Source organism: Pseudoalteromonas sp. HL-AS1, from assembly GCF_031198785.1.
Classification (GTDB): domain Bacteria; phylum Pseudomonadota; class Gammaproteobacteria; order Enterobacterales; family Alteromonadaceae; genus Pseudoalteromonas; species Pseudoalteromonas distincta.
The window spans coordinates 3,056,162-3,076,220 of record NZ_CP133569.1 but is presented as its reverse complement, the minus strand read 5'-3'; the positions used below and the strand labels follow the sequence as shown (position 1 = coordinate 3,076,220).

The following is a 20,059-nucleotide window of genomic DNA, read 5'->3' as shown; positions in this document are numbered from 1 at the left end:
AACACTCCCTTTTAATCGCGCTCTTTTGAGTGCGGTTTTTTTTGCTTTAAATTATTTACTTAGCCGCCCATAATAGAGCTTCATTTGGAATGAGGTGCGAGTCCTCGACTGTTCCCGCAACTGTAATTAGCGCAAAGCTTTAAGTCAGATACAAATGGTATAATACCAATTTTATTAAAAACATGATCTTTCTAGCGAATTATATAACTTACTAACTTCGTTAAAAATTATTTATATAGAAAAAGTATATGTCATAATTTCCGCCTTGTTATTAAGCTATTTATTTGTCGCTATAATAAATCACTAATTTAATACAATTGGTATGAATTCTTTTAACGAGCGGGTTTACTCATTTTTTCTTGTAGTGCATTAGTATTTTTATCGCATTTTTAGTGAGTTTAACCTAGGGTCTGTTGAACTTTGCGGATTAAAATTTGTTCAAACTAGGGGCTATTTAATCGCGGCGCGAGGTTTGTAACCTAGTGGGCTCGATAACTGCTCCTGCGTTATTCTAATGGCTTACATCCATGTAAGAATAAGTAAAAACCGAGCAACAAAGAGTAAATAGCCCCTAGGAAGAACCCTTTGGGCAGCGCCTGTTTGGCATTAATGCTACGTTATCGCCCATTTATGGGGAATAACCACACTACATAGGCTCTGCCTTGCCTAAATACCAAACAGACTGTTGCAAATTTAACCTTGAAAGATCAACAGACCCTATCTAGGACTGACTATTGTACACTCAAACGCCATTAAATATACCATTACTAAACGTTAAAAACGTATCGTGGGGTATTGGCAATAAAACGATCCTCAAAAAAATAAACCTTAAAATAACCACAGGTAAATTTGTTGGCTTAATTGGACCTAATGGCGCAGGTAAATCGAGCTTATTGCGTTGTTTATATCGTTTTAATAAACCCAGTAATGGCGTTGTAGAGTTTAACAACACCGATATTTGGCAGCTAAAAAGCGATGAGTACGCAAAAAAAGTAGCGGTTGTTTTACAAGAAACCCCGTCGCAATTTAACTTAAGCGTATTTGATGTTATTGCACTTGGGCTAACGCCTCATAAATCGCTATTTAGCTCAGTAACTAACATTGATAAACACAAAATTACCCAAGCTATCAACACTGTAGGGTTGGCAGATCATAGCGATCAAAGCTTTGAGTCACTTTCGGGTGGAGAAAAGCAACGTGCCTTGATAGCCCGCGCCATAGTTCAGCAACCTCAGTTGTTAATAATGGACGAACCAACTAGCCATTTAGATGTTAAATACCAAATACAGGTAATGGAGCTTGCTAAATCGTTGGGTGTAACGGTGTTTGCATCGTTTCACGATTTAAACTTAGCTTCTGCAATGTGCGATGAACTAGTGGTTATTAAAAATGGTGAAATTACACATACAGGCACGCCAAGTGAGGTATTAACCGAAAACATGCTAGGCGACGTTTTTGGTGTCTGCGCTCAAGTAAATAACCACCCGCAAATATCGGAGTCGGGAAATAGCATCCCTCATATCACTTACTTTTATGGTTACGAATAATATGAGCGCAGTTAATACTCGCCAATCACTTGCGCTATTTATCAGTGCTGCAGCTGCTTTATTTAGCTTATTTGCAGCACTTAGTTTTGGCGCAGCAGAGACCTCACTTCAAGATGTATTTAATAGCTTTTTACTCTCAAATGATGCGTCTTTTAATTCGCGTATTATTTTTGAACTAAGAATGCCACGCACATTACTCGCCTTTTTAGCCGGCTCTGGCTTAGCAATTGCGGGGCTTATTTTACAAACGGTAACGCGCAACCCTTTAGCCGATCCTTACTTATTTGGTATATCGTCGGGTGCTTCATTTGGGGTGGTGTTACTTATGGCATTAGCAGGTATTAGCGCAGGTTTTATGTTATCGGCAGCAGCATTGCTGGGTAGCTTACTCGCCATGAGTTTATTAATACTTATTGCAGGTAGGCAGCAAAGTGCACAGGTAGAATCAATGTTATTAGCTGGTGTTGCTCTGTCGTTTTTATTTAGTGCATTTACCAGCTTGCTGCTTTATTGGAGCGACCCTCAGGCGGTAGCCGCTATTTTATTTTGGACACTGGGCAGCTTTTCGCGTGCGCAGTGGGTTACGCTTTGGTTGCCTTTATTGGTAATTACATTGTGTACGTTTGTAATGCTGAGCTTTAGAAGGCAGCTAAATGCTATGTTACTGGGCGATGAAAGCGCAATTACATTAGGTGTGAGGGTTCAGCGCTTTAGAATACTTATGCTGGTTTTAAGCTCATTAATTACCGCTGTGCTGGTGGCTATGTGTGGTGGTATTGGGTTTGTAGGATTAATGGTGCCGCATATTGTGCGCTTTTTTATATCCCAAGGCACCATCGCTGGCTTACTGGTAACCAGCTTGGTGGGCGGTACATTTATGGTGTGGGTTGATGTACTTTCGCGCTCATTGCTGAAAAACCAAGAACTGCCCGTAGGTGTTATTACTGCAGCTATTGGTAGCGTGTTCTTTTTGAGTTTATTGTTTTTTAGAAAGCGAGGGGTGTAATTCCATGAAAACCTTAATGGTGCAAGGCACTACATCAGATGCTGGTAAAAGCACTTTAGTTGCTGCCCTTTGCAGGGTGTTTGCTAAGCGAGGGGTAAAGGTTGCGCCTTTTAAACCACAAAATATGGCACTTAATAGCGCAGTAACAAAAGATGGCGGCGAAATTGGTCGTGCGCAAGCTTTGCAAGCAATAGCAGCTAAAGTAGAGTCCGAAATAGACTTTAATCCTATTTTACTTAAACCTAATAGCGATACTGGCGCACAAGTGATTATTCACGGAAGAGCCATTAGTAATATGGAAGCGGGCAAATATCACGACTATAAAAAAGTGGCGATGGATGCAGTAATTACCTCACATAACCGCTTAGCTAAACGCTTTGATTTACTCCTCGTTGAAGGGGCAGGTAGCCCTGCTGAAATAAACCTGCGTGAAAACGATATTGCCAATATGGGTTACGCCGAAGAGGTAGATTGCCCAGTAATTATAATTGCTGATATTGATAAAGGTGGTGTGTTTGCACATTTGGTAGGTACGCTTGCGTTGTTAAGCGAGTCAGAACAGGCGCGCGTAAAAGGCTTTGTTATAAACCGCTTTAGAGGCGATATAGGTTTGCTGCAAGGCGGGCTTGATTGGCTTGAAGAATACACAAACAAACCCGTACTTGGCGTATTACCTTATTTACACGACCTTGCGCTTGATGCTGAAGACGCCGTCGCAATTGATAATAACGTAACCAACGCCTCAATTAATATTGCAGTGCTACTTGTTCCCCACATTAGTAACCACACCGATTTTGATGCACTGCGTTTGCACCCAAACATTAATATAAATTACGTGCGCCATACGCAAACGATCCCAGACGTTGATCTGATAATTCTCCCAGGCAGTAAAAACGTGCTGGGCGATTTAACCTTTTTGAAAAATGAAGGCTGGGACACTCAAATTAAACGCCACTTACGCTATGGTGGTAAAGTACTTGGCATTTGTGGCGGCATGCAAATGCTGGGCAATACGCTCAACGATCCCGAGGGTATTGAGTCATCATTAAAGCAAGTAAATGGGCTTGCTCTGTGCGATTTTGAAACCACGCTAACAACACAAAAAGTATTAACTAAAATAACCGCTACACTGCTTTTAAATAACCAATCAACACCCTGTAGTGGTTACGAAATACATGCAGGGATTAGCCAAGGTGCAGCGCTTAATAAGCCATTTTTAACCTTTGATAAAAGCCACCCACATGGTTTTATTTTCGATGGCTTTATTAGCGATGATAACGCCATTGCGGGCACTTATTTACATGGCTTATTTGATGAAGCCGATGCTACATCGCAAATTTTAAAATGGGTAAAACCAAGCGCCTCAATTAACCCAATTAGTATTGCCACTCATCGCGAGCAGCAGTTAGAACGATTAGCAACCATGTGCGAAACGCATTTAAACATACAGCAAATTATCTCGATTTATGAAGGGCACAATAATGACTGAACAAAACAACGATAAGCACAAGCAGCGCCAACAAAAAGTAAAAGAACAAGTGGATGCACGTGTTGCCGCCGCACAAGATGTAAAAGGTATTTTTCAGGTAATTACCGGTAACGGTAAAGGTAAATCAACCTCAGGCTTTGGCGTTGTAGCACGCTGCGTAGGGCATGGTAAAAAAGCAGCCGTTTGCCAATATATTAAAGGTACGTGGGAGTGTGGCGAGCGTAATTTATTACAAAGTGCAGGCGTTGAGTTTGTTGTAATGAACACCGGTTTTACCTGGGATACACAAAATAAAGAAGCCGATACCGCAGCCGCCCAAGCAACATGGCAAGAGTCAAAACGCATGCTTGCTGATAGCAGTATTGATTTAGTATTACTCGATGAGCTTACGTATATGGTGACATACGGCTATGTTGATTTAGATGAAGTAGTAACAGCCCTTAATAACCGCCCGCCAATGCAGTCAGTTATTATCACAGGGCGTGCAGCACATCGTACTTTAACCGACCTTGCCGACACGGTAAGCGAAGTGCGTAATGTAAAACATGCATTCGACTCAGGCATAAAAGCGCTAGAAGGATTTGATTACTAATGTTTAAAGCGTTTTTTATTGGGGGGCTGCTTTTTTGTGTATCGGGCAGTGCACTTGCAGAGCAGGCTAATGATTCTAAAAAACTGCGAATAATCGCGCTTGCACCACATATAGTCGAAAACCTATTTGCCATAGGGGCGGGCGATAATATTGTGGGCACGGTTGATTACGCCGACTACCCAAGTGAAGCCCAAAGTATTGAGCGCATAGGGGGTTATTACGGTATCTCACTTGAAAAAGTGTTAGCGCTTAAACCTGATTTAGTAATTGCGTGGAAAAGCGGAAACCAAAGCGAAGATTTAGCCCAAATAGAGCGTTTAGGTATAAAAGTATATTTGAGTAATCCCACCACAATCGCTGGTGTAGCCGACGAGTTACTTACTTTTGGTGAATTTACAGGGAATATTGAGCAAAGCCAGCAAGCGGCAAATGCATTTATACAAAAACTAAACGCGATTGTTAAAAGCCAGCAAGATAAAAAAAATATTACCGGATTTTATCAGTTATGGGCTGAGCCCATGATGACAGTAAGTAAAAATACGTGGATAAGCCAACTGATTGAAACATGCCATGTAAGCAATGTATTTGCACAGAGCGTTACAGATTACCCGCAAATTAGTATCGAAAATGTCATTGTTACTAAGCCACAAGTTATTATTATCCCTGATGAAAAATCAAAAACACCACAGCCGGTTGTTAATTGGCAAAAGTGGCCAGAAGTGCCCGCTGTTAAAAATGATCAATTTATTAGCGTAAATGCCGATTTATTACATCGTTTTACCCCGCGCATGCTAGATGGACTCGCGGATATGTGTGATAAAATAGACGCATCACGTAAACAGATTAAGAGTACACAATGAGCAATTGGGCTACATTTTTAGAAAGTGAATTACAGCAACCTTACATGCAGCAAACGTTAGAGTATGTGGCTAATCGCCGCAATGAAGGTGTTGCTGTTTACCCGCCTGAAGCTCAAGTATTTAGTGCTTTTGATGCCACCACACTTAATGACATCCGCGTTGTAATTTTAGGACAAGACCCATACCACGGGGAAGGGCAAGCGCATGGCTTGTGTTTTTCGGTATTACCTGATGTAAAAAAGCTGCCGCCGTCGCTTAAAAATATGTACAAAGAGTTAGCTGTCGACATCAGCGGGTTTATTATTCCTGAGCATGGTTACCTGCAAAGCTGGGCAGATCAGGGCGTGTTTTTACTCAATACAGTATTGACCGTGGAGCAAGGACAAGCGCATTCACATAAGTATTTAGGATGGGAGCAATTTACCGATAATGTAATTGCCCATATTAATAAGCACTGCGAAGGTGTGGTATTTATTTTATGGGGTGCACATGCACAAAAAAAGGGTAAAGGCATAGATAGCGCTCGCCATCATGTTTTAAAAGGGCCGCACCCATCGCCGCTTTCGGCGCATAGAGGCTTTTTTGGTTGTAAGCATTTTTCACAAACGAATGAGTTATTGCAAGCCCAAAAAGATAAGCCAATTAACTGGCAAATCTAATTTATTCTAAAGAACTCAAATTGTTTAAACCATTAAAAAAGGCTTCCAGGTTCTGGAAGCCTTTTTGTTTAGTTGGGGCGTATTGAATTAAAAATCGAGCTCATCAATTGCAATACTGTCTGTAAAGTAGTCTAGTTCTTGTAGTTCTTTACGTAGGCGCTGTTTGTCTTTTATTGCTTCTATTTCACGCCATTTTCTTTTTTTATTTTTTTGAGAGGTTTTTCTTGTTGTATCTGGTCCTTCTAATATCTCTAATATATCGTTTAGGCTATCCATGAACTTCTCCTATTGATTTTATTGACATCAAGAATACCTATACCACAGGCCTAGTTAAAATAGAATAAAAAAGTGACAGTTATGTTACATAAGTGTGATTGATTGATGAAGGTTTATACGAAGATTATATGAAGGTTAAATAGAGAAGTAGCCTATTTTAGGCATAAAAAAACGCCGCTATTGCGACGTTTTCTAAAACACGATTATAACAAATTACATTGCTTTAAAACGCGCTTCTAGTTGTTCTTGTGCATCAGCAAAAGAGCGAATACCTTCAGCTAGTTTTTCAGTAGCCATAGCATCTTGGTTATGTAACCAACGGAACTGCGCTTCTGTAAGTGGCTCTGGTTTTGGCTCTTTAGGAATATCTGTTTCTAGCAAGTATTCCTGTGCGCCTTCAAGGTTACCTAAATCTTCTAAAAGATTAGGGCTAATTGTTAGCTTGTCGCAACCAGTAAGAGCAATAATTTCGCCTGTATTACGGAAACTTGCACCCATCACAACTGTTTTGTAGTCATGGCGTTTGTAAAATTCAAAAATGCTGCGTACAGACTGAACACCTGGATCTTGTAGCGGATCGGTTGGTTTTTCCATACCGTTAGCAACGTGCCAATCTAAAATACGCCCTACAAATGGCGAAATTAGAAATACGTTTGCATCGGCACATGCGCGAGCTTGGGCATCGCTAAATAATAAAGTAAGGTTACATTTAGTACCTTCTTTTTCTAGTTGCTCAGCGGCTTTAATACCTTCCCACGTAGACGCTACTTTGATTAAAATTTTGTCTTTGCTTACACCTTCTTTTTCGTAAAGGCTAAGTAGAGTATGTGCTTTATCAATAGTCGCTTGCGTATTAAACGAAAGGCGTGCATCTACTTCAGTAGAAATATAACCAGGTACAATCTCACTAATTTCTTTACCAAGTAACACTGCAAAGTAATCACATGCTAGTTCAAGTTGTTTAGCTGGCTCTTGCTCGGTTTCTTTTGCATAGCTCCAAGCTTTATCTAGGTAAGGCTTATATGCTTCAATCTCGCTCGCTTTTAATAAAAGCGACGGGTTTGTAGTTGCATCTTCTGGTTGATGCTTTTTAATAGCTTCAATATCACCAGTGTCGGCTACGATAGATGAATGTTGTTTTAGCCTTTGTAGAGCTGAAGTCATTTGCTTTCCTCATTCCAAGCAAGTTAAAAGAAAAATCTAATCACTCTTAATATATACAATCCATACTGCAACAGTGTGACAATGCTTGATAGGTCTTATGTCCTTATCAATAGAAAAACGGCAATGCATGGGTTATTAAGAGAGGATTTATTTAAACAAAACGTGCTTTTCGTTTCATTTAATGTTGAAATTGACACTAAATAAATTACAAGTCAATAGCTAACTATGATCACTGTTATTTCACCTGCAAAAAATCTTGATTACGAAACGCCACCCGCAACAGACAAGTTCACTCAACCTGAATTACTAGAGCACAGCGAAGAGCTCATGAAAGTATGCCGTGAACTAACACCAGCGCAAATTGGCAGTTTAATGAAAATTAGCGATAAGCTATCTGGGCTTAACGCTGCACGCTTTAGCGAGTGGGCGCAGCCGTTTACACAAAGTAATGCTAAACAAGCAGTGCTTGCCTTTAATGGCGATGTATACGGCGGTTTAGATGCAAGTACGCTTAAAGCTAGCGAGCTTGATTACGCACAAAATCATTTGCGTATCCTTTCTGGCTTATACGGCTTATTAAAACCACTTGATTTAATGCAAGCTTACCGTCTTGAAATGGGCACCAAGCTTGAAAACTCGCGTGGCAAAAACTTATACGAGTTTTGGGGCAGCGTAATAGCGAACAAACTAAACGAAGTATTAAAAGCACAAGACGCGCAATACTTAGTTAACCTTGCTTCAAACGAATACTTTAAAGCGGTAGATAAAAAAGCATTAAATGCACAAATTATTACCCCACACTTTAAAGACTGTAAAAACGGTCAATACAAGGTAATTAGCTTTTACGCTAAAAAAGCACGAGGCATGATGGCGCGCTACATTATCGAAAATAAAGTAACGCAATTAAGTCAGCTTAAAGAGTTTACTGTGGCGGGTTATTACTTTAGCCCTGAGGCAACAGTTAAAGAGCTTGAGCCGGTATTTATGCGCGACGAACAAAATTAGGTCATAAGCTTAAATAAACAATTGAAAAGCCATGCATTGCATGGCTTTTTTGATACTGGCGTTATATTTGCAACTATATCTAATATTAATGAGATTATTAATTAAATAGGTGCAAACAAAATGATCAGTATTCCATCAGTTGGCGAAGCCGAAAAGCTAATAGAGGAAAAGCTCGGAGGGTGGTTTGATGTTGTTATCAGCCATATCCCTAATTTTATAGTGGCAATTGTAATTGCCATAGTATTTTCAATACTGGCGCGCTTTGCTGGCAAGCTGATGAAAAACGTATTACGCCGCTCACTCGACTCAACGCAAATTGCCGATTTAATGGCGTCAATATTTAAAGTTATTGTGTTGTGCATAGGTTTATTTATAGCGCTCGATTTTGTTGGCTTAAAAGGCACAGTTACTTCGCTACTTGCTGGTGCGGGTATTGTGGGTTTAGCCATTGGTTTTGCGTTTCAAGACATGACCGAAAACCTAATTGCAGGTATAGCAATGGGTGTACGTAAGCCATTTAAAACAGGTGATGTCATAGAAACCGATGATGTGTTTGGTTCGGTGCATTCTATAAACCTACGTAACACGCTAATAGAGAGCTTTTACGGGCAACTAATACTTGTACCAAACAAAGTCTTATTTAGAAATGTACTAAAAAATTACACCACGCTAGGTATAAGACGTATAGAAGTACCCGTAGGTATTTCGTACGGTGACGACATAGAAAAAGCAAAAGACGTCATAGTCGAAAAAATTAACGAATTTGACTTTGTAATACGCAAAGACGAAACCGCCGTATACGCTGAAGGCTTTGGTGACAGCAGCATTAACTTACTGGTGTGGTTTTGGATTAAATACCCAGGCGAGCCTGACTTTATGACGGTACGCCACAAAGGTGTTGTTGCCGTTAAGCAAGCATTAGACGAAGCTGATATTAGTATTCCTTTCCCAATGCGTACGCTCGATTTTGGCATTAAAGGGGGTGAAAAACTCGATGCCATGATAAGCGATAAAATAAGCCAGCAATCATCAAATAAAGACAGTAGCGACGGTGCTGACTCTAGCCAAAGTGAGTAATTTAGTTAAAGCTCATTAGGCAAAAGCATTGGGAAATAGTTACTTACCAACAGCGCATTTTTACAGAGTAAAAATGCGCTTTTTTTATAAACGGATTATTAGCTAGAAGTTTAAATACCTAGTTTTGTGTTTATTGAATATCAATTCTAATTAGTTGCGTTTGGCCATGGGAGTATTAACAAGTAAAAGTAGTGTTTACCCAACGATTTTCTCACTGCCTTTGCTGCACACTCTGAAATAACGCCCTCATCTATTTTAATAACTAAATCATCCTTTTTAAGCCCGTTAGGTCGGCTAAAGAATCTGTGTAAGCTTTTTCAGTATCAATTGGGTTAACTTAAGGGTTAAAAGAGCGAAGACAAACACGCTAGCATCAATTCTAAATTTATCTTCATAAGTATAAGTATTAGTGTGAGCTATCGTTTTAAGGGGAGGAATAATAGTATTGCTTAGGCTTTATTTTATCTTTTTCACAGCAGCAAAACTTGCCTTAAACTGAATATAAAAAAGCGCAGCTTGTGTTGTAGTAACAAGCCGCGCTTATGAATTAGTCATACAAATAGGTTTTTGTGGTGCGTATTAAATAACGCTAATTTTGTTACGAATGATTTTAACCCCATCTATATTTTCTAGAAATTTTTGAGCCAGTGCGCGCTGAAAACCAGTTTGTGCTTCACCGTATAAATCTACTTCACCATTTTTTACCTGCACACGAATATCACTTAACGCTAGGTTAGGGTTAGTTCGTAGGGTGTTGGTGATAGTTTGTTGTAGGTTAGGTTGAGTGGCTACACTGCTTACTACGGCCATGTTGGTTGCTGCACTTACCTTTGTAGCGCAAGCTAATAAAAATAAACAACAAAATGATACTAAAGCGATAGTTAACTTGAAGCGGTTCATAACTTAATCCTTACATTACGGTGAATAGTGCAGCCACAAAATGGAAATTCCATCGGCTAGGTTATCTTTGTAGTTACAATTTCGGTGCCAATTTTAACGCTATGAAATATAAAGTGATTTTATTAAGTGGGAATTAAGGTGGGCAAAAATTACATTTAAATGAGTATGAGTTACATGCTTGGGTTACATATTTAACAGGTACAAACACCAGAGCCTGTAAGGCTTGCATTAAAAAAGCCGACAAAAGTCGGCTTAGAATAAAAGTATGTTAGGTTACTTTTTCTTTTTAACCTTGGCCTTTTTCTTGGCTTTCATTTTTACTGGATCTTTACGCTTTTTAGCCGGCGGCTTAGCTTCTTTATGCTGTGGCTCAACACCTTTAATTACACGGCGTTTTAGTTTTTGTTCAACGTAGCGCTCTACTTTATACAAAATACCAATGTCGTGTGCTTCAACTAATGATATTGCAATCCCTTTTTTACCAGCACGGCCAGTACGACCAATACGGTGTACGTATACGTCGGCAGTGCGCGGCATATCAAAGTTAATAACGTGGCTGATGTCAGATACGTCAATACCACGTGCAGCTACGTCGGTAGCAATTAAGATACGTGTTTTGCCACTGTGGAAGTTTTCCATGGCTTTCATACGTTTGTCTTGTGGCATTTCGCCGCGTAACCAAGCTGCTTTAACGCCGTTATTGGTTAGCTCGCCAATCAGTGTTTCTAAACGCTCACGGGTTTTAACAAACACAATTGCTTTAGTCACGTCTGGACCATTTAAGGTATTTACTAAAAGCTCTAGTTTATGATGATAGTCATCGGCTAAATGTACCCACTGGTGAATTTTAGCTTTTTCTTTACGTGACGATTCAGCTTCTAATAGAGCTGGGTCGTTTAATGTTTTTTCAGCAAACCTTTCTACGCTGTCACCTTCGAGTGTTGCTGAGAATAAAAAACATTGGCGACGATTTTTAGCTTCGTCACAAATACGGCTCATTTCTTTTTTGAAACCCATATCTAACATGCGATCTGCTTCATCGATAATAAGCATTTCTACGTGTTCAGCATGAAAGTTTTCGGTTTCTAGGTATTCCATTAATCGACCTGGTGTGGCGATTAAAATATCGTTATTTTTTTCAAAAATTTCTTTATGCGTGCCGTAGTTAATACCGCCTGTTACTACACCAATTTTTAGGTGTGTGCGTTTAGCTAGCAGTTCACATTGTTCATGAATTTGATAAGCCAACTCACGAGTCGGGGTCATAACGAGGACGCGCGCAAAACCAGGATCACGACGTGGGAAATCCAGTAAGTACTGAATAGCCGGAATTAAAAATGCCGCTGTTTTACCTGTACCAGTAGGCGCAGATGCTAAAATATCGCGCCCCTGTAGTGCTTCAGGAATAGCTTGTTGTTGAATGCTGGTTGGCGTCTCGTAGCCCATTTTATTAATGGCATCGAGTAGCTTGTTATCAAGATCAAATTCAGAAAATTGCATAGAGTGTCTAAAATAAGGGACAATTACCCTGATTATACGCGCTATGCTGCGCTTGGTGAATGAAAAGGTGAAAAAATGTCTGGTTTTGTATTTAAACAATTTAAAGTTGAACACGACGACTGTGCAATGAAAGTTTCTACCGATGGCATTTTGCTTGGCGCATGGGCTAATTTAAGCGGTGCAAAGTCATTACTTGATATAGGCACAGGGACCGGCTTACTAGCATTAATGTGTAAGCAGCGCAGTAATGAGCTTGATATAACTGCGGTAGAAATTGACGAAAGCGCCTATACCCAAGCATTACAAAATGTAGCTAATAGTCCGTGGCCAACAATAAGTATTAAGCACCAAACTATTCAAAGCTTTAGTAGTGAAGTTAAATTTGATGTTGTTATCTCTAATCCACCGTATTTTAATCACAGTTTAAAAGGCGATAATGCTGCGCGTAATACCGCACGCCATACCGACGGCTTAAGTTTTGAAGAGTTAATAAATGCCTTTAAACGCTTAAGCCATAGTGGTTCTCGCTTTAGCTTAATACTCCCAAGCGTTGAAGGCGCATTATTTATTGAGCTTGCTACTCAAAATGGGCTTTATTTAAATGCTCATTGCCAAGTAAAAGCCACGCCTAATAAAGATATTAGCCGCAGTTTAATGGCATTTAGCTACGTAAAAAGCGATATAGAAACATCAATTCTGTGTATTAGAAACTTAGATAATACCTACACCGCTGATTATATAGCTCTGTGCAAAGCATTTTATTTGAAAATGTAAAGCAATTGTAAAATAGGAACGAATAACGCAAACTGACTAAAACCTATTGTTGAGAACAGATATGGATAGTCAGTTACCAAAATCTTTTATAATTATACTTGCCGTATTACAGGCTATTGCTCTTACCCTTTTGTATAGCAGTATAGAAAATAATGTGTGGCCAGCAACAAGCCCTACATGGTTAGTCTCACTTATTACATTTTCTATGAGCTTTCCTTTATTAATGCTAATGACCGTTAATAAAAATAATATAAAAACGTCGTTGCTTTTAATCCTTCCTTTTTCCTTGTTGTTATCTTTATTGGGGGCGTATGTTGGCTTTCAGCAAGAGCCTCAAGAGTACGTAAGTAATAACACTTTAATGTCAGTTTTTATTTTTACTAGTTTAATAGCTGGCTTTAAAGGCCTTATGTACATACAACAATTTGGTAGCTCAGAAAATGTTAGTTACAGTCGTTTATTTAAGCTCTCTTGGCGTAATTTTATAATATTTGGAGAATGCTGGCTGTTTGTACTTATTTTTTGGGGAATTCTAAATTTAGGTGCGGCTTTATTTGATATTTTAGATATAGAATTTTTCTCTGAGCTACTAAGAAATGAATGGTTTTGGATCCCAACCTTAACGCTCGCATTTGCCTTTGCGAGTGTCATATTTAGAAAGCTTTTGAACATTGAAGATAATATCGCTTTTTTACTACAAACTTTAATTAAGTTTTTATTGCCTGTTTTATCAGTTATTTCTCTCGGTTTTTTAGCAACACTTCCTTTTACCGGACTCAATAAATTATGGGAGACCGGAAGCGGCAGTTTATTAGTAATGTGGCTGCAGGTGCTCACGTTGTTTTTTGTTAACACTGTTTATAAAGATGACTCATCAGTTCGCCCTTATCACATGCTCTTGCACCGACTCGTTTTTATAAGCGTTGCGTTACTTCCAGTTTATAGTGTTATTTCTGCCTATGGAATTTACTTACGGGTAGAGCAGCATGGGCTAACAGTAGATCGTTGTTGGGGCATTTTTATTTGGTTTTTATTGGCGTGTTTTTCGTTTAGTTATCTTGTTGGAATTATAACAAAGCGAGACAATTGGCTAGAGCCGCTTAGCAAAATAAATATTGTGATGGGGTGGGTGGTGCTCGTTAGTATGCTTGCTGTTAACTCCCCTTTATTAAATTTTCAAAGCTTATCTACAAACAGCCAAATAGCGCGTTTAGATGCAGATAAAGTAACAATAGAAAAGTTTGACTATTACTATTTTGAGTACAGCTTAGGACGCCAAGGTTATTTAGCTATGCAGTTATTAAAACAGAAAATTGAAACGAGTCACCCAGAGCAATACGCTATCATCGATAGGATGTATGTAAATAATGAGTTTGCTTTAACGCTTGAACACACAGTCGGTGATTTTATTGAGCGCAGTGTATTTTGGCCATCACAAGCGCTAATACCTCAAGGTTTAATAGAGGCAGTATTTTCTGAACAACATTTTTACGATCGTAACTCTTTAAAAGAACATACTTACTATTTCATTGGCATGGATTTGAACAAGGATGATGAACTCGATTTTATAGTGATTGACGAAAGTAATGAAAATATAGCCGCATATTTCTGGTTATTCGACATGGGTAAGTGGCGATCAAGGTATATGAATGTCGAAAATCCTGAAGAGATTAGATACCTTAAAAGCATGATTGATAATAACGAATTATCTTTAGTTGAGCCTGAATATTCAAATCTAAAAATAGGGGATGTTGTTTTTAAAGTGAGGTAATGCGTAACTTTTTTTATGCGACTGCCCCTTAAACCTAAACTAATGATTATTAGTTTAGGTTTTTTGCTTTTGGTTTTTTATTTTATGTACAGCGCTTTAATAGTGTGTTTATAAATCACCTGATATGATTTAGCTATTAGCCACTTAATTTAAAAGGCAACACAATGAAAAAGTTAAATAAATTAGCAGTACTTAGCACGTTAGCAGCCACCATTTTTGCAAGCCAAGGTGTGTTTGCTACTATTACGCCAGTAGGCCTTTGGAAAACGATTGATGAGGATACAAACCAAGCTAAGTCGTATGTACGTATTACCCAAACCAACGGTGTATTAAGCGGCAAAGTTGAAACCATTCTTAACCCTGCAAAACAAAATGATATATGTAGTAAATGCGATGATGAGTTAAAAGATCAGCCTATTTTAGGAATGACTATAATCACCGATGTAAAAGCACAAGATGATGGCGTTTGGGGAGACGGAGAAATACTCGACCCAACAAATGGTAAAACCTACACTTTACAACTAACCCCGCAAGATGAAGGTAAAAAGCTCGAAGTACGCGGCTACATTGGGTTTTTTTACCGTAATCAATATTGGTTAAAAGTAGAGTAAGTTTTACTACTTATTTAATCACTAAACGTTAAATAATTAAGTATTAACTGAAATCATTTTTGCGCTTTGCCTTTCTTACTCACTAAGCCAGCTATATTTAATTGGCATTCAATTTTGAGTAAATAATAAAGGAAAAAAGATGATTAAGTACATAGTTGCTTTAATAATGCTGAGCACACTGTTAATAAGCGGTGGAGCAAGCGCAAAGGATGATGCTGTAAATGCGGGTTGGTTTAATAACACGGCTATTAAAGGGTACGACAGCGTTGCATATTTTACGCAAAATAAAGCCGTTAAAGGTAGCGACAAATATACGTTTAGTTATTTAGGTGCTGACTGGCATTTTTCGAGTGAAGAAAACAAAACGACATTTGCAGAAAACCCAAAGCGTTATGCACCGCAATACGGTGGCTGGTGCGCTTATGCAATGGCTGATGAGGGTAATGCCGTAGGGATAGACCCTGAAGCATTTTATATTCACGAAGATAAGCTTTACTTAAATTATAGCCAAAGCGTACAGCAAAAATGGTTAAGTAATTTACTACCGTACATTGTTATGGCTGATGGGTACTACCCACAAACAACCAATGTGATGACGTTTCAATAAATTGATTTATATTAATTAAAAAGCCCGCAGCTAAACTAGTTGTGGGCTTTTTACTTTTTATTTGTCGGTATTGATAAGTGAATTAAAGCGTTTCGCCGTATTCAGTCATTACCTGTTCAACCCATGTTGCAATGCGGTCGTCGCTTAGCTCGTATTGGCTGTCTTCGTCGAGCGCGAGTCCTACAAACTGTTTACCATCAGGCGTCAATGCTTTTGAAGCTTCAAACTCGTAGCTACTGTCGTTTGGCCAAAAACCAAGTTGAGTAAATGTTTGCGTATTTATTTCGTCGTGTAGCATGCCTAGCGCATCTTGAAACCACTGCCCGTAACCTTGTTGATCGCCCATGCCAAATAAAGCAATGGTTTTACCTTTTAGGTTTACGTCGGCTATGTCGTCCCACTTTGACTCCCAGTCTTCTTGTATTTCACCAAAATCCCATGTTGAAATACCAAAGATGATAAAGTCGTACTGCTCTGCATTTTTTAGTGGCTCGTCTTTAATATTGTGCAGGGTAACTATATCGGCACCAATAATGTCGCGAATCTTTTCTGCTGCCATTTCGGTGTAGCACGTAGTAGAACCAAAAAATAAACCAATTTGCATCGTATTTATCACTGTGTAATTGCCTGATATGATAGGCTCAAGTTTACCGTAAGGTATTTTTAATTGATACCTTAGCAAAGCATGAGAGCATAATGTGACAACGCTATCTGACGATTCTTTTGAAAATAACAGCAGTATGAGCAGTAATAGCGACTACCTAGAAACCTTTTTAGATAGCCTGTACTTAGAACAAGGCGTAAGCGAAAATACATTAAGCGCTTATCGCAGTGATTTAGATAAGTTTTGCCTATTTTTAAAGGGCGAAAATTTAATGACGGTAACGGGGCTCGACATAGAAAGCTATTTAGCGCATCGAGTTGATTTAGGTTTAAAACCACGCAGTACAGCACGTAGCATTAGTGCGCTAAAGCGTTTTTATCAGTATTTTGTGCGCGAAAAAATAATTAGTGATTCGCCCATGCTAAACATAGCTCAACCAAAAGCCGGACAGTCGTTACCTAAAACACTCTCAGAAGCTGAAGTTGAGGCATTATTAAATGCGCCTAACACCGAAGAAGCGATGGGACTGCGCGATAAGGCCATGCTAGAGCTACTTTATGCAACGGGGTTGCGTGTAAGTGAGCTTGTTGGGCTTCGTATGGAGCAAATTAATTTGCGCCAAGCGGTTGTGTTTGTAAAAGGCAAGGGTAACAAAGAGCGCTTAGTGCCATTGGGTGAAGAAGCCATGTATTGGCTGGAGCAATTTTTAAAGGGTGGGCGTGCACAAATGATAAAACACGCCACCGATTTTGTGTTCCCATCTAAGCGCGGAGTAGGCATGACGCGACAAACCTTTTGGCATAGAATTAAACACTATGCTATTTTGGCATCAGTTGAGTCTCCATTATCGCCCCATACCATGCGCCATGCTTTTGCTACGCACTTATTAAATCATGGGGCAGATTTACGTGTGGTACAAATGATGTTGGGCCATAGCGATTTATCAACGACGCAAATTTATACCCATGTTGCCAATGAACGGTTAAAGTCGGTACACGCAGAGCATCATCCGCGCGCGTAAATTTGAAAGTAAATGTTATTAAGCCGGTCAATATATTAAGCATTTTTAGGATAGAGAGAAGTTATGAAAAAATTAATGTTAGCAGGTGCCATGTTGTGCACAAGTATTAGTGCATTTGCAAATGGCGTTGCTGTAACACCAGATGCTAATGATCCTATTATTACTAAATTTGCCGAGCTTGGTGTAACTGTAAAGCAAATCAACCCAAGCCCAGTAGCGGGTTTAAAAGAGTTGATCACTAATAAAGGCGTACTTTACGCAAGTCCAGATGGTCAATTTTTAATGCAAGGTACGTTAATCGATTTAAATAATCGTAACAACTTAACAGAGCAAGCATTAAACGGCGTGCGTGTTGAGGGCATTAAAGAATACGAAGATTCGATGATTGTGTACAAAGCACCAAACGAAAAACACAGTATTACCGTATTTACCGACATTAGTTGTGGTTACTGTCGTAAATTACATCGCGAGTTAGACGATTTACTTGATGCGGGTATTACCGTTAAGTACCTTGCGTTTCCACGTGGAGGCTTACAAGGTTCAGGTTACGCCGATTTAATGAACGTATGGTGTGCACGCGATCAGCAAGAAGCACTAACAGAAGCTAAGTCGGGCACAAGCACTAAAGTAGTTGCAGGTTGTAGCGCACCGGTTGCAGAGCATTATCAGCTTGGCCAAAGCTTTGGTATTAGCGGCACACCAGCCATTATTTTAGAAGATGGTACGATGATCCCAGGTTACCAGCCAGCAGCAGCACTAAAAGCAGCATTAGATGCTAACAAAGCGTCGTAATACGTTTTATAGCTAATAAAAAGGCCTTGATGGCCTTTTTTTGTCTTTTTAATACGACCCAAAAAGTTAAAACTCTGCATGAAAAAACTAATCATTGCGCGTGAAAACGTTGACGACTCGCATCTACCGAGTAATTTACACCCTGTAATTAAACAAATTTATGCTAACCGCAATGTATTTAATGCCGACGAGCTAAATAACAGCGTAGCTACGCTTCACGACTTTAAATTGTTTAAAGATATCGACAAAGCCAGCGATTTATTAATTGAAGCATTAAAGACGCAAAGCCAAATATTAATAGTCGGCGATTTTGATGCTGATGGCGCAACAAGCACTGCAACATTAATGCAAGGCCTTGAGATGTTTGGCTTTAAGCATTTAGATTACTTAATTCCTGACCGGTTTAGCTTAGGCTATGGTTTAAGCCCCGCACTTGCAGAGCAAATAGTACAAATAAAGCCTGATTTAGTGATCACCGTAGATAACGGCATATCGTGTATTGCTGGTATTGATATTTTAAAAGCGGTTGGTATAAAAGTGCTGGTAACAGATCATCACTTACAAGGTGAGCAGCTGCCAAATGCCGATGCTATAGTAAATCCAAATAGGCACGAATGTAACTTCCCGTCTAAATCTATAGCAGGCGTTGGCGTTGCTTTTTACTTACTGATAGCACTGAGAAGCGTAATGCGAGACCTTGGTTATTTTGAGCAGCAACCGCCGCCTAATTTAGCTAACTTGCTCGACATTGTAGCGCTTGGTACGGTTGCTGACGTGGTCGCACTTGATGCAAATAATCGTACCTTAGTACATCAAGGTTTAGCACGTATTCGCAGTGGTAAAACACGCCCAGGCATTACCGCGCTTATTGAGGTGGCTAACCGCAATGCTGCGCGCTTAAGCGCAAGCGACTTTGGCTTTTCACTTGCCCCGCGTTTAAATGCAGCAGGGCGATTAGACGACATGAGTTTGGGTATAGCATGCTTACTTAGCACCGATATAAACCAAGCACGTAGTATTGCCAGCGAGCTCGATAGCTTAAACTTTGCAAGGCGCGAAATAGAACAAGGCATGCAAGCCGAGGCGCAAGCCGTGCTTGATAGACTCGCATTTAGCGACGATAACGTCCCTGATGCAATTTGCTTGTTTCAAGACGATTGGCACCAAGGTGTTATTGGTATTTTGGCTGGTCGCTTAAAAGAAAAGTACCACCGACCAACCGTTATATTTGCTGGTGGCGAAAATGGTGAAATAAAAGGCTCGTGCCGCTCTATAGAAGGGTTGCACATGCGCGACTTACTCGAAGGGCTTAATATTGCTGAGCCACACTTAATTAATAAATTTGGTGGCCACGCAATGGCCGCTGGTTTAAGTATTAATGAGCAACACTTTAACGACTTTAAAAAGGCATTTGATGCTGCAGTGAGTGCGCAACTGAGTGAAGAAAGTAAGCGCTGTATTGTATTTACCGACGGTGAGCTGCCAAACGACTGCTTTACGATGGAGTTTACTCAGCTATTAAAGCAATCGGGCCCGTGGGGGCAGCAATTTCCTGAGCCGGTGTTTGAGCACACATTTGAAGTAATACAGCAGCGCATAGTCGGCGAAAAGCACTTAAAACTTGTATTAAAGCATCAATCAGGGCGATTAGTTGACGCCATTGCCTTTGGTATTGATGTAAAAGAATGGCCCGACACAGAAGCGAAGTTTGTAAAAGTAGCCTATCAACTCGATATAAATGAGTTTAGAGGTAAATTTACGCTGCAATTAATAGTTAGAGAGCTTGAAAAAGTGCACTAAAAAA

General features: G+C 39.6%; 20 protein-coding genes and 1 riboswitch. Of the genes, 15 read left to right on the top strand and 5 right to left on the bottom strand.

Going from position 1 to position 20,059, the window contains the following annotated elements; genetic code table 11:
- Positions 1–40 precede the first annotated feature (40 nt).
- A riboswitch (cobalamin riboswitch) is annotated at positions 41–175 on the top strand.
- A 559-nt stretch (positions 176–734) separates the two neighbouring features.
- Genes RB214_RS14265 through ung form a run of 6 tightly spaced genes read left to right on the top strand, consistent with a single transcriptional unit; the run spans position 735 to position 6,153 of the window.
- The gene (locus RB214_RS14265; RefSeq protein ID WP_024604205.1) at positions 735–1,547 is read left to right on the top strand and encodes an ABC transporter ATP-binding protein; all 813 of its coding nucleotides are present in this window, start codon (positions 735–737) and stop codon (positions 1,545–1,547) included.
- 1 nt (position 1,548) lies between these two features.
- Positions 1,549–2,553, top strand: coding sequence for an iron ABC transporter permease (locus RB214_RS14260; protein ID WP_309167634.1), 1,005 nt, complete (start codon positions 1,549–1,551; stop codon positions 2,551–2,553).
- Between the two features lie 4 nt (positions 2,554–2,557).
- A complete protein-coding gene (locus tag RB214_RS14255; protein WP_309167633.1) occupies positions 2,558–4,042 on the top strand; it encodes a cobyric acid synthase in 1,485 nt (494 codons plus the stop codon).
- Positions 4,035–4,634 (top strand): cob(I)yrinic acid a,c-diamide adenosyltransferase, encoded by a 600-nt coding sequence (gene cobO / locus RB214_RS14250; RefSeq protein WP_024604202.1) that lies wholly within the window; start codon positions 4,035–4,037, stop codon positions 4,632–4,634. The genes RB214_RS14255 and cobO overlap by 8 nt, the downstream gene beginning before the upstream one ends.
- Positions 4,634–5,494: a cobalamin-binding protein gene (locus RB214_RS14245; RefSeq protein ID WP_309167632.1), complete on the top strand. Its 861-nt coding sequence runs from the start codon at positions 4,634–4,636 to the stop codon at positions 5,492–5,494. Before cobO ends, RB214_RS14245 begins: the two co-directional genes overlap by 1 nt.
- Positions 5,491–6,153, top strand: a complete 663-nt coding sequence (gene ung, locus RB214_RS14240) for a uracil-DNA glycosylase (RefSeq protein WP_309167631.1) — start codon at positions 5,491–5,493, stop codon at positions 6,151–6,153. Before RB214_RS14245 ends, ung begins: the two co-directional genes overlap by 4 nt.
- 87 nt (positions 6,154–6,240) lie before the next feature.
- Here the strand turns inward: ung and RB214_RS14235 are convergent, their stop codons facing one another.
- Both RB214_RS14235 and tal read right to left on the bottom strand, forming a co-directional pair.
- On the bottom strand, positions 6,241–6,429 hold the full coding sequence (locus RB214_RS14235; protein WP_002961395.1) for a DUF3545 family protein: 189 nt from the start codon (positions 6,427–6,429) through the stop codon (positions 6,241–6,243).
- 213 nt (positions 6,430–6,642) lie between these two features.
- Positions 6,643–7,593, bottom strand: coding sequence for a transaldolase (gene tal, locus RB214_RS14230; RefSeq protein WP_002961397.1), 951 nt, complete (start codon positions 7,591–7,593; stop codon positions 6,643–6,645).
- A gap of 225 nt (positions 7,594–7,818) precedes the next feature.
- Here tal and yaaA point away from each other — a divergent pair, with 225 nt between their 5' ends.
- Together yaaA and RB214_RS14220 are read left to right on the top strand one after the other, a co-directional pair.
- On the top strand, positions 7,819–8,598 hold the full coding sequence (gene yaaA / locus RB214_RS14225) for a peroxide stress protein YaaA (protein ID WP_039488339.1): 780 nt from the start codon (positions 7,819–7,821) through the stop codon (positions 8,596–8,598).
- 120 nt (positions 8,599–8,718) lie between these two features.
- Complete coding sequence (locus RB214_RS14220; protein ID WP_309167630.1) at positions 8,719–9,675, top strand: mechanosensitive ion channel family protein; 957 nt, start codon at positions 8,719–8,721, stop codon at positions 9,673–9,675.
- A gap of 579 nt (positions 9,676–10,254) precedes the next feature.
- Here RB214_RS14220 and RB214_RS14215 read toward each other — a convergent pair.
- Both RB214_RS14215 and srmB read right to left on the bottom strand, forming a co-directional pair.
- Positions 10,255–10,575 carry a BON domain-containing protein gene (locus tag RB214_RS14215; RefSeq protein WP_002961403.1) on the bottom strand — a complete coding sequence of 107 codons (321 nt, stop codon included), beginning with the start codon at positions 10,573–10,575 and terminating at the stop codon, positions 10,255–10,257.
- 273 nt (positions 10,576–10,848) lie between these two features.
- Positions 10,849–12,075 carry an ATP-dependent RNA helicase SrmB gene (srmB, locus tag RB214_RS14210; RefSeq protein WP_002961405.1) on the bottom strand — a complete coding sequence of 409 codons (1,227 nt, stop codon included), beginning with the start codon at positions 12,073–12,075 and terminating at the stop codon, positions 10,849–10,851.
- A gap of 75 nt (positions 12,076–12,150) precedes the next feature.
- Between srmB and RB214_RS14205 the strand changes: the two genes are divergently transcribed.
- The 4 genes from RB214_RS14205 to RB214_RS14190 all read left to right on the top strand — a co-directional run bounded on the left by RB214_RS14205 (position 12,151) and on the right by RB214_RS14190 (position 15,838).
- The gene (locus RB214_RS14205; protein WP_024604197.1) at positions 12,151–12,849 is read left to right on the top strand and encodes a tRNA1(Val) (adenine(37)-N6)-methyltransferase; all 699 of its coding nucleotides are present in this window, start codon (positions 12,151–12,153) and stop codon (positions 12,847–12,849) included.
- A 61-nt stretch (positions 12,850–12,910) separates the two neighbouring features.
- Positions 12,911–14,620: a DUF4153 domain-containing protein gene (locus RB214_RS14200; protein WP_309167629.1), complete on the top strand. Its 1,710-nt coding sequence runs from the start codon at positions 12,911–12,913 to the stop codon at positions 14,618–14,620.
- 164 nt (positions 14,621–14,784) lie between these two features.
- The gene (locus RB214_RS14195) at positions 14,785–15,231 is read left to right on the top strand and encodes a DUF2147 domain-containing protein (RefSeq protein WP_197185481.1); all 447 of its coding nucleotides are present in this window, start codon (positions 14,785–14,787) and stop codon (positions 15,229–15,231) included.
- A 139-nt stretch (positions 15,232–15,370) separates the two neighbouring features.
- Positions 15,371–15,838 (top strand): YHS domain-containing (seleno)protein, encoded by a 468-nt coding sequence (locus tag RB214_RS14190; RefSeq protein ID WP_309167628.1) that lies wholly within the window; start codon positions 15,371–15,373, stop codon positions 15,836–15,838.
- 82 nt (positions 15,839–15,920) lie between these two features.
- Here RB214_RS14190 and fldB read toward each other — a convergent pair whose 3' ends face one another.
- Entirely contained in the window at positions 15,921–16,442 is a 522-nt protein-coding gene (gene fldB, locus RB214_RS14185) for a flavodoxin FldB (RefSeq protein ID WP_182195295.1), read from the bottom strand.
- Positions 16,443–16,536: 94 nt separating this feature from the next.
- Here fldB and xerD point away from each other — a divergent pair, with 94 nt between their 5' ends.
- The 3 genes from xerD (at position 16,537) to recJ (ending at position 20,055) form a co-directional block, all read left to right on the top strand.
- A complete protein-coding gene (xerD, locus tag RB214_RS14180) occupies positions 16,537–17,463 on the top strand; it encodes a site-specific tyrosine recombinase XerD (RefSeq protein ID WP_002961416.1) in 927 nt (308 codons plus the stop codon).
- A gap of 63 nt (positions 17,464–17,526) precedes the next feature.
- Positions 17,527–18,255, top strand: a complete 729-nt coding sequence (gene dsbC / locus RB214_RS14175) for a bifunctional protein-disulfide isomerase/oxidoreductase DsbC (protein WP_002961417.1) — start codon at positions 17,527–17,529, stop codon at positions 18,253–18,255.
- A 78-nt stretch (positions 18,256–18,333) separates the two neighbouring features.
- Complete coding sequence (gene recJ / locus RB214_RS14170; protein ID WP_309167627.1) at positions 18,334–20,055, top strand: single-stranded-DNA-specific exonuclease RecJ; 1,722 nt, start codon at positions 18,334–18,336, stop codon at positions 20,053–20,055.
- Positions 20,056–20,059: the final 4 nt, after the last annotated feature.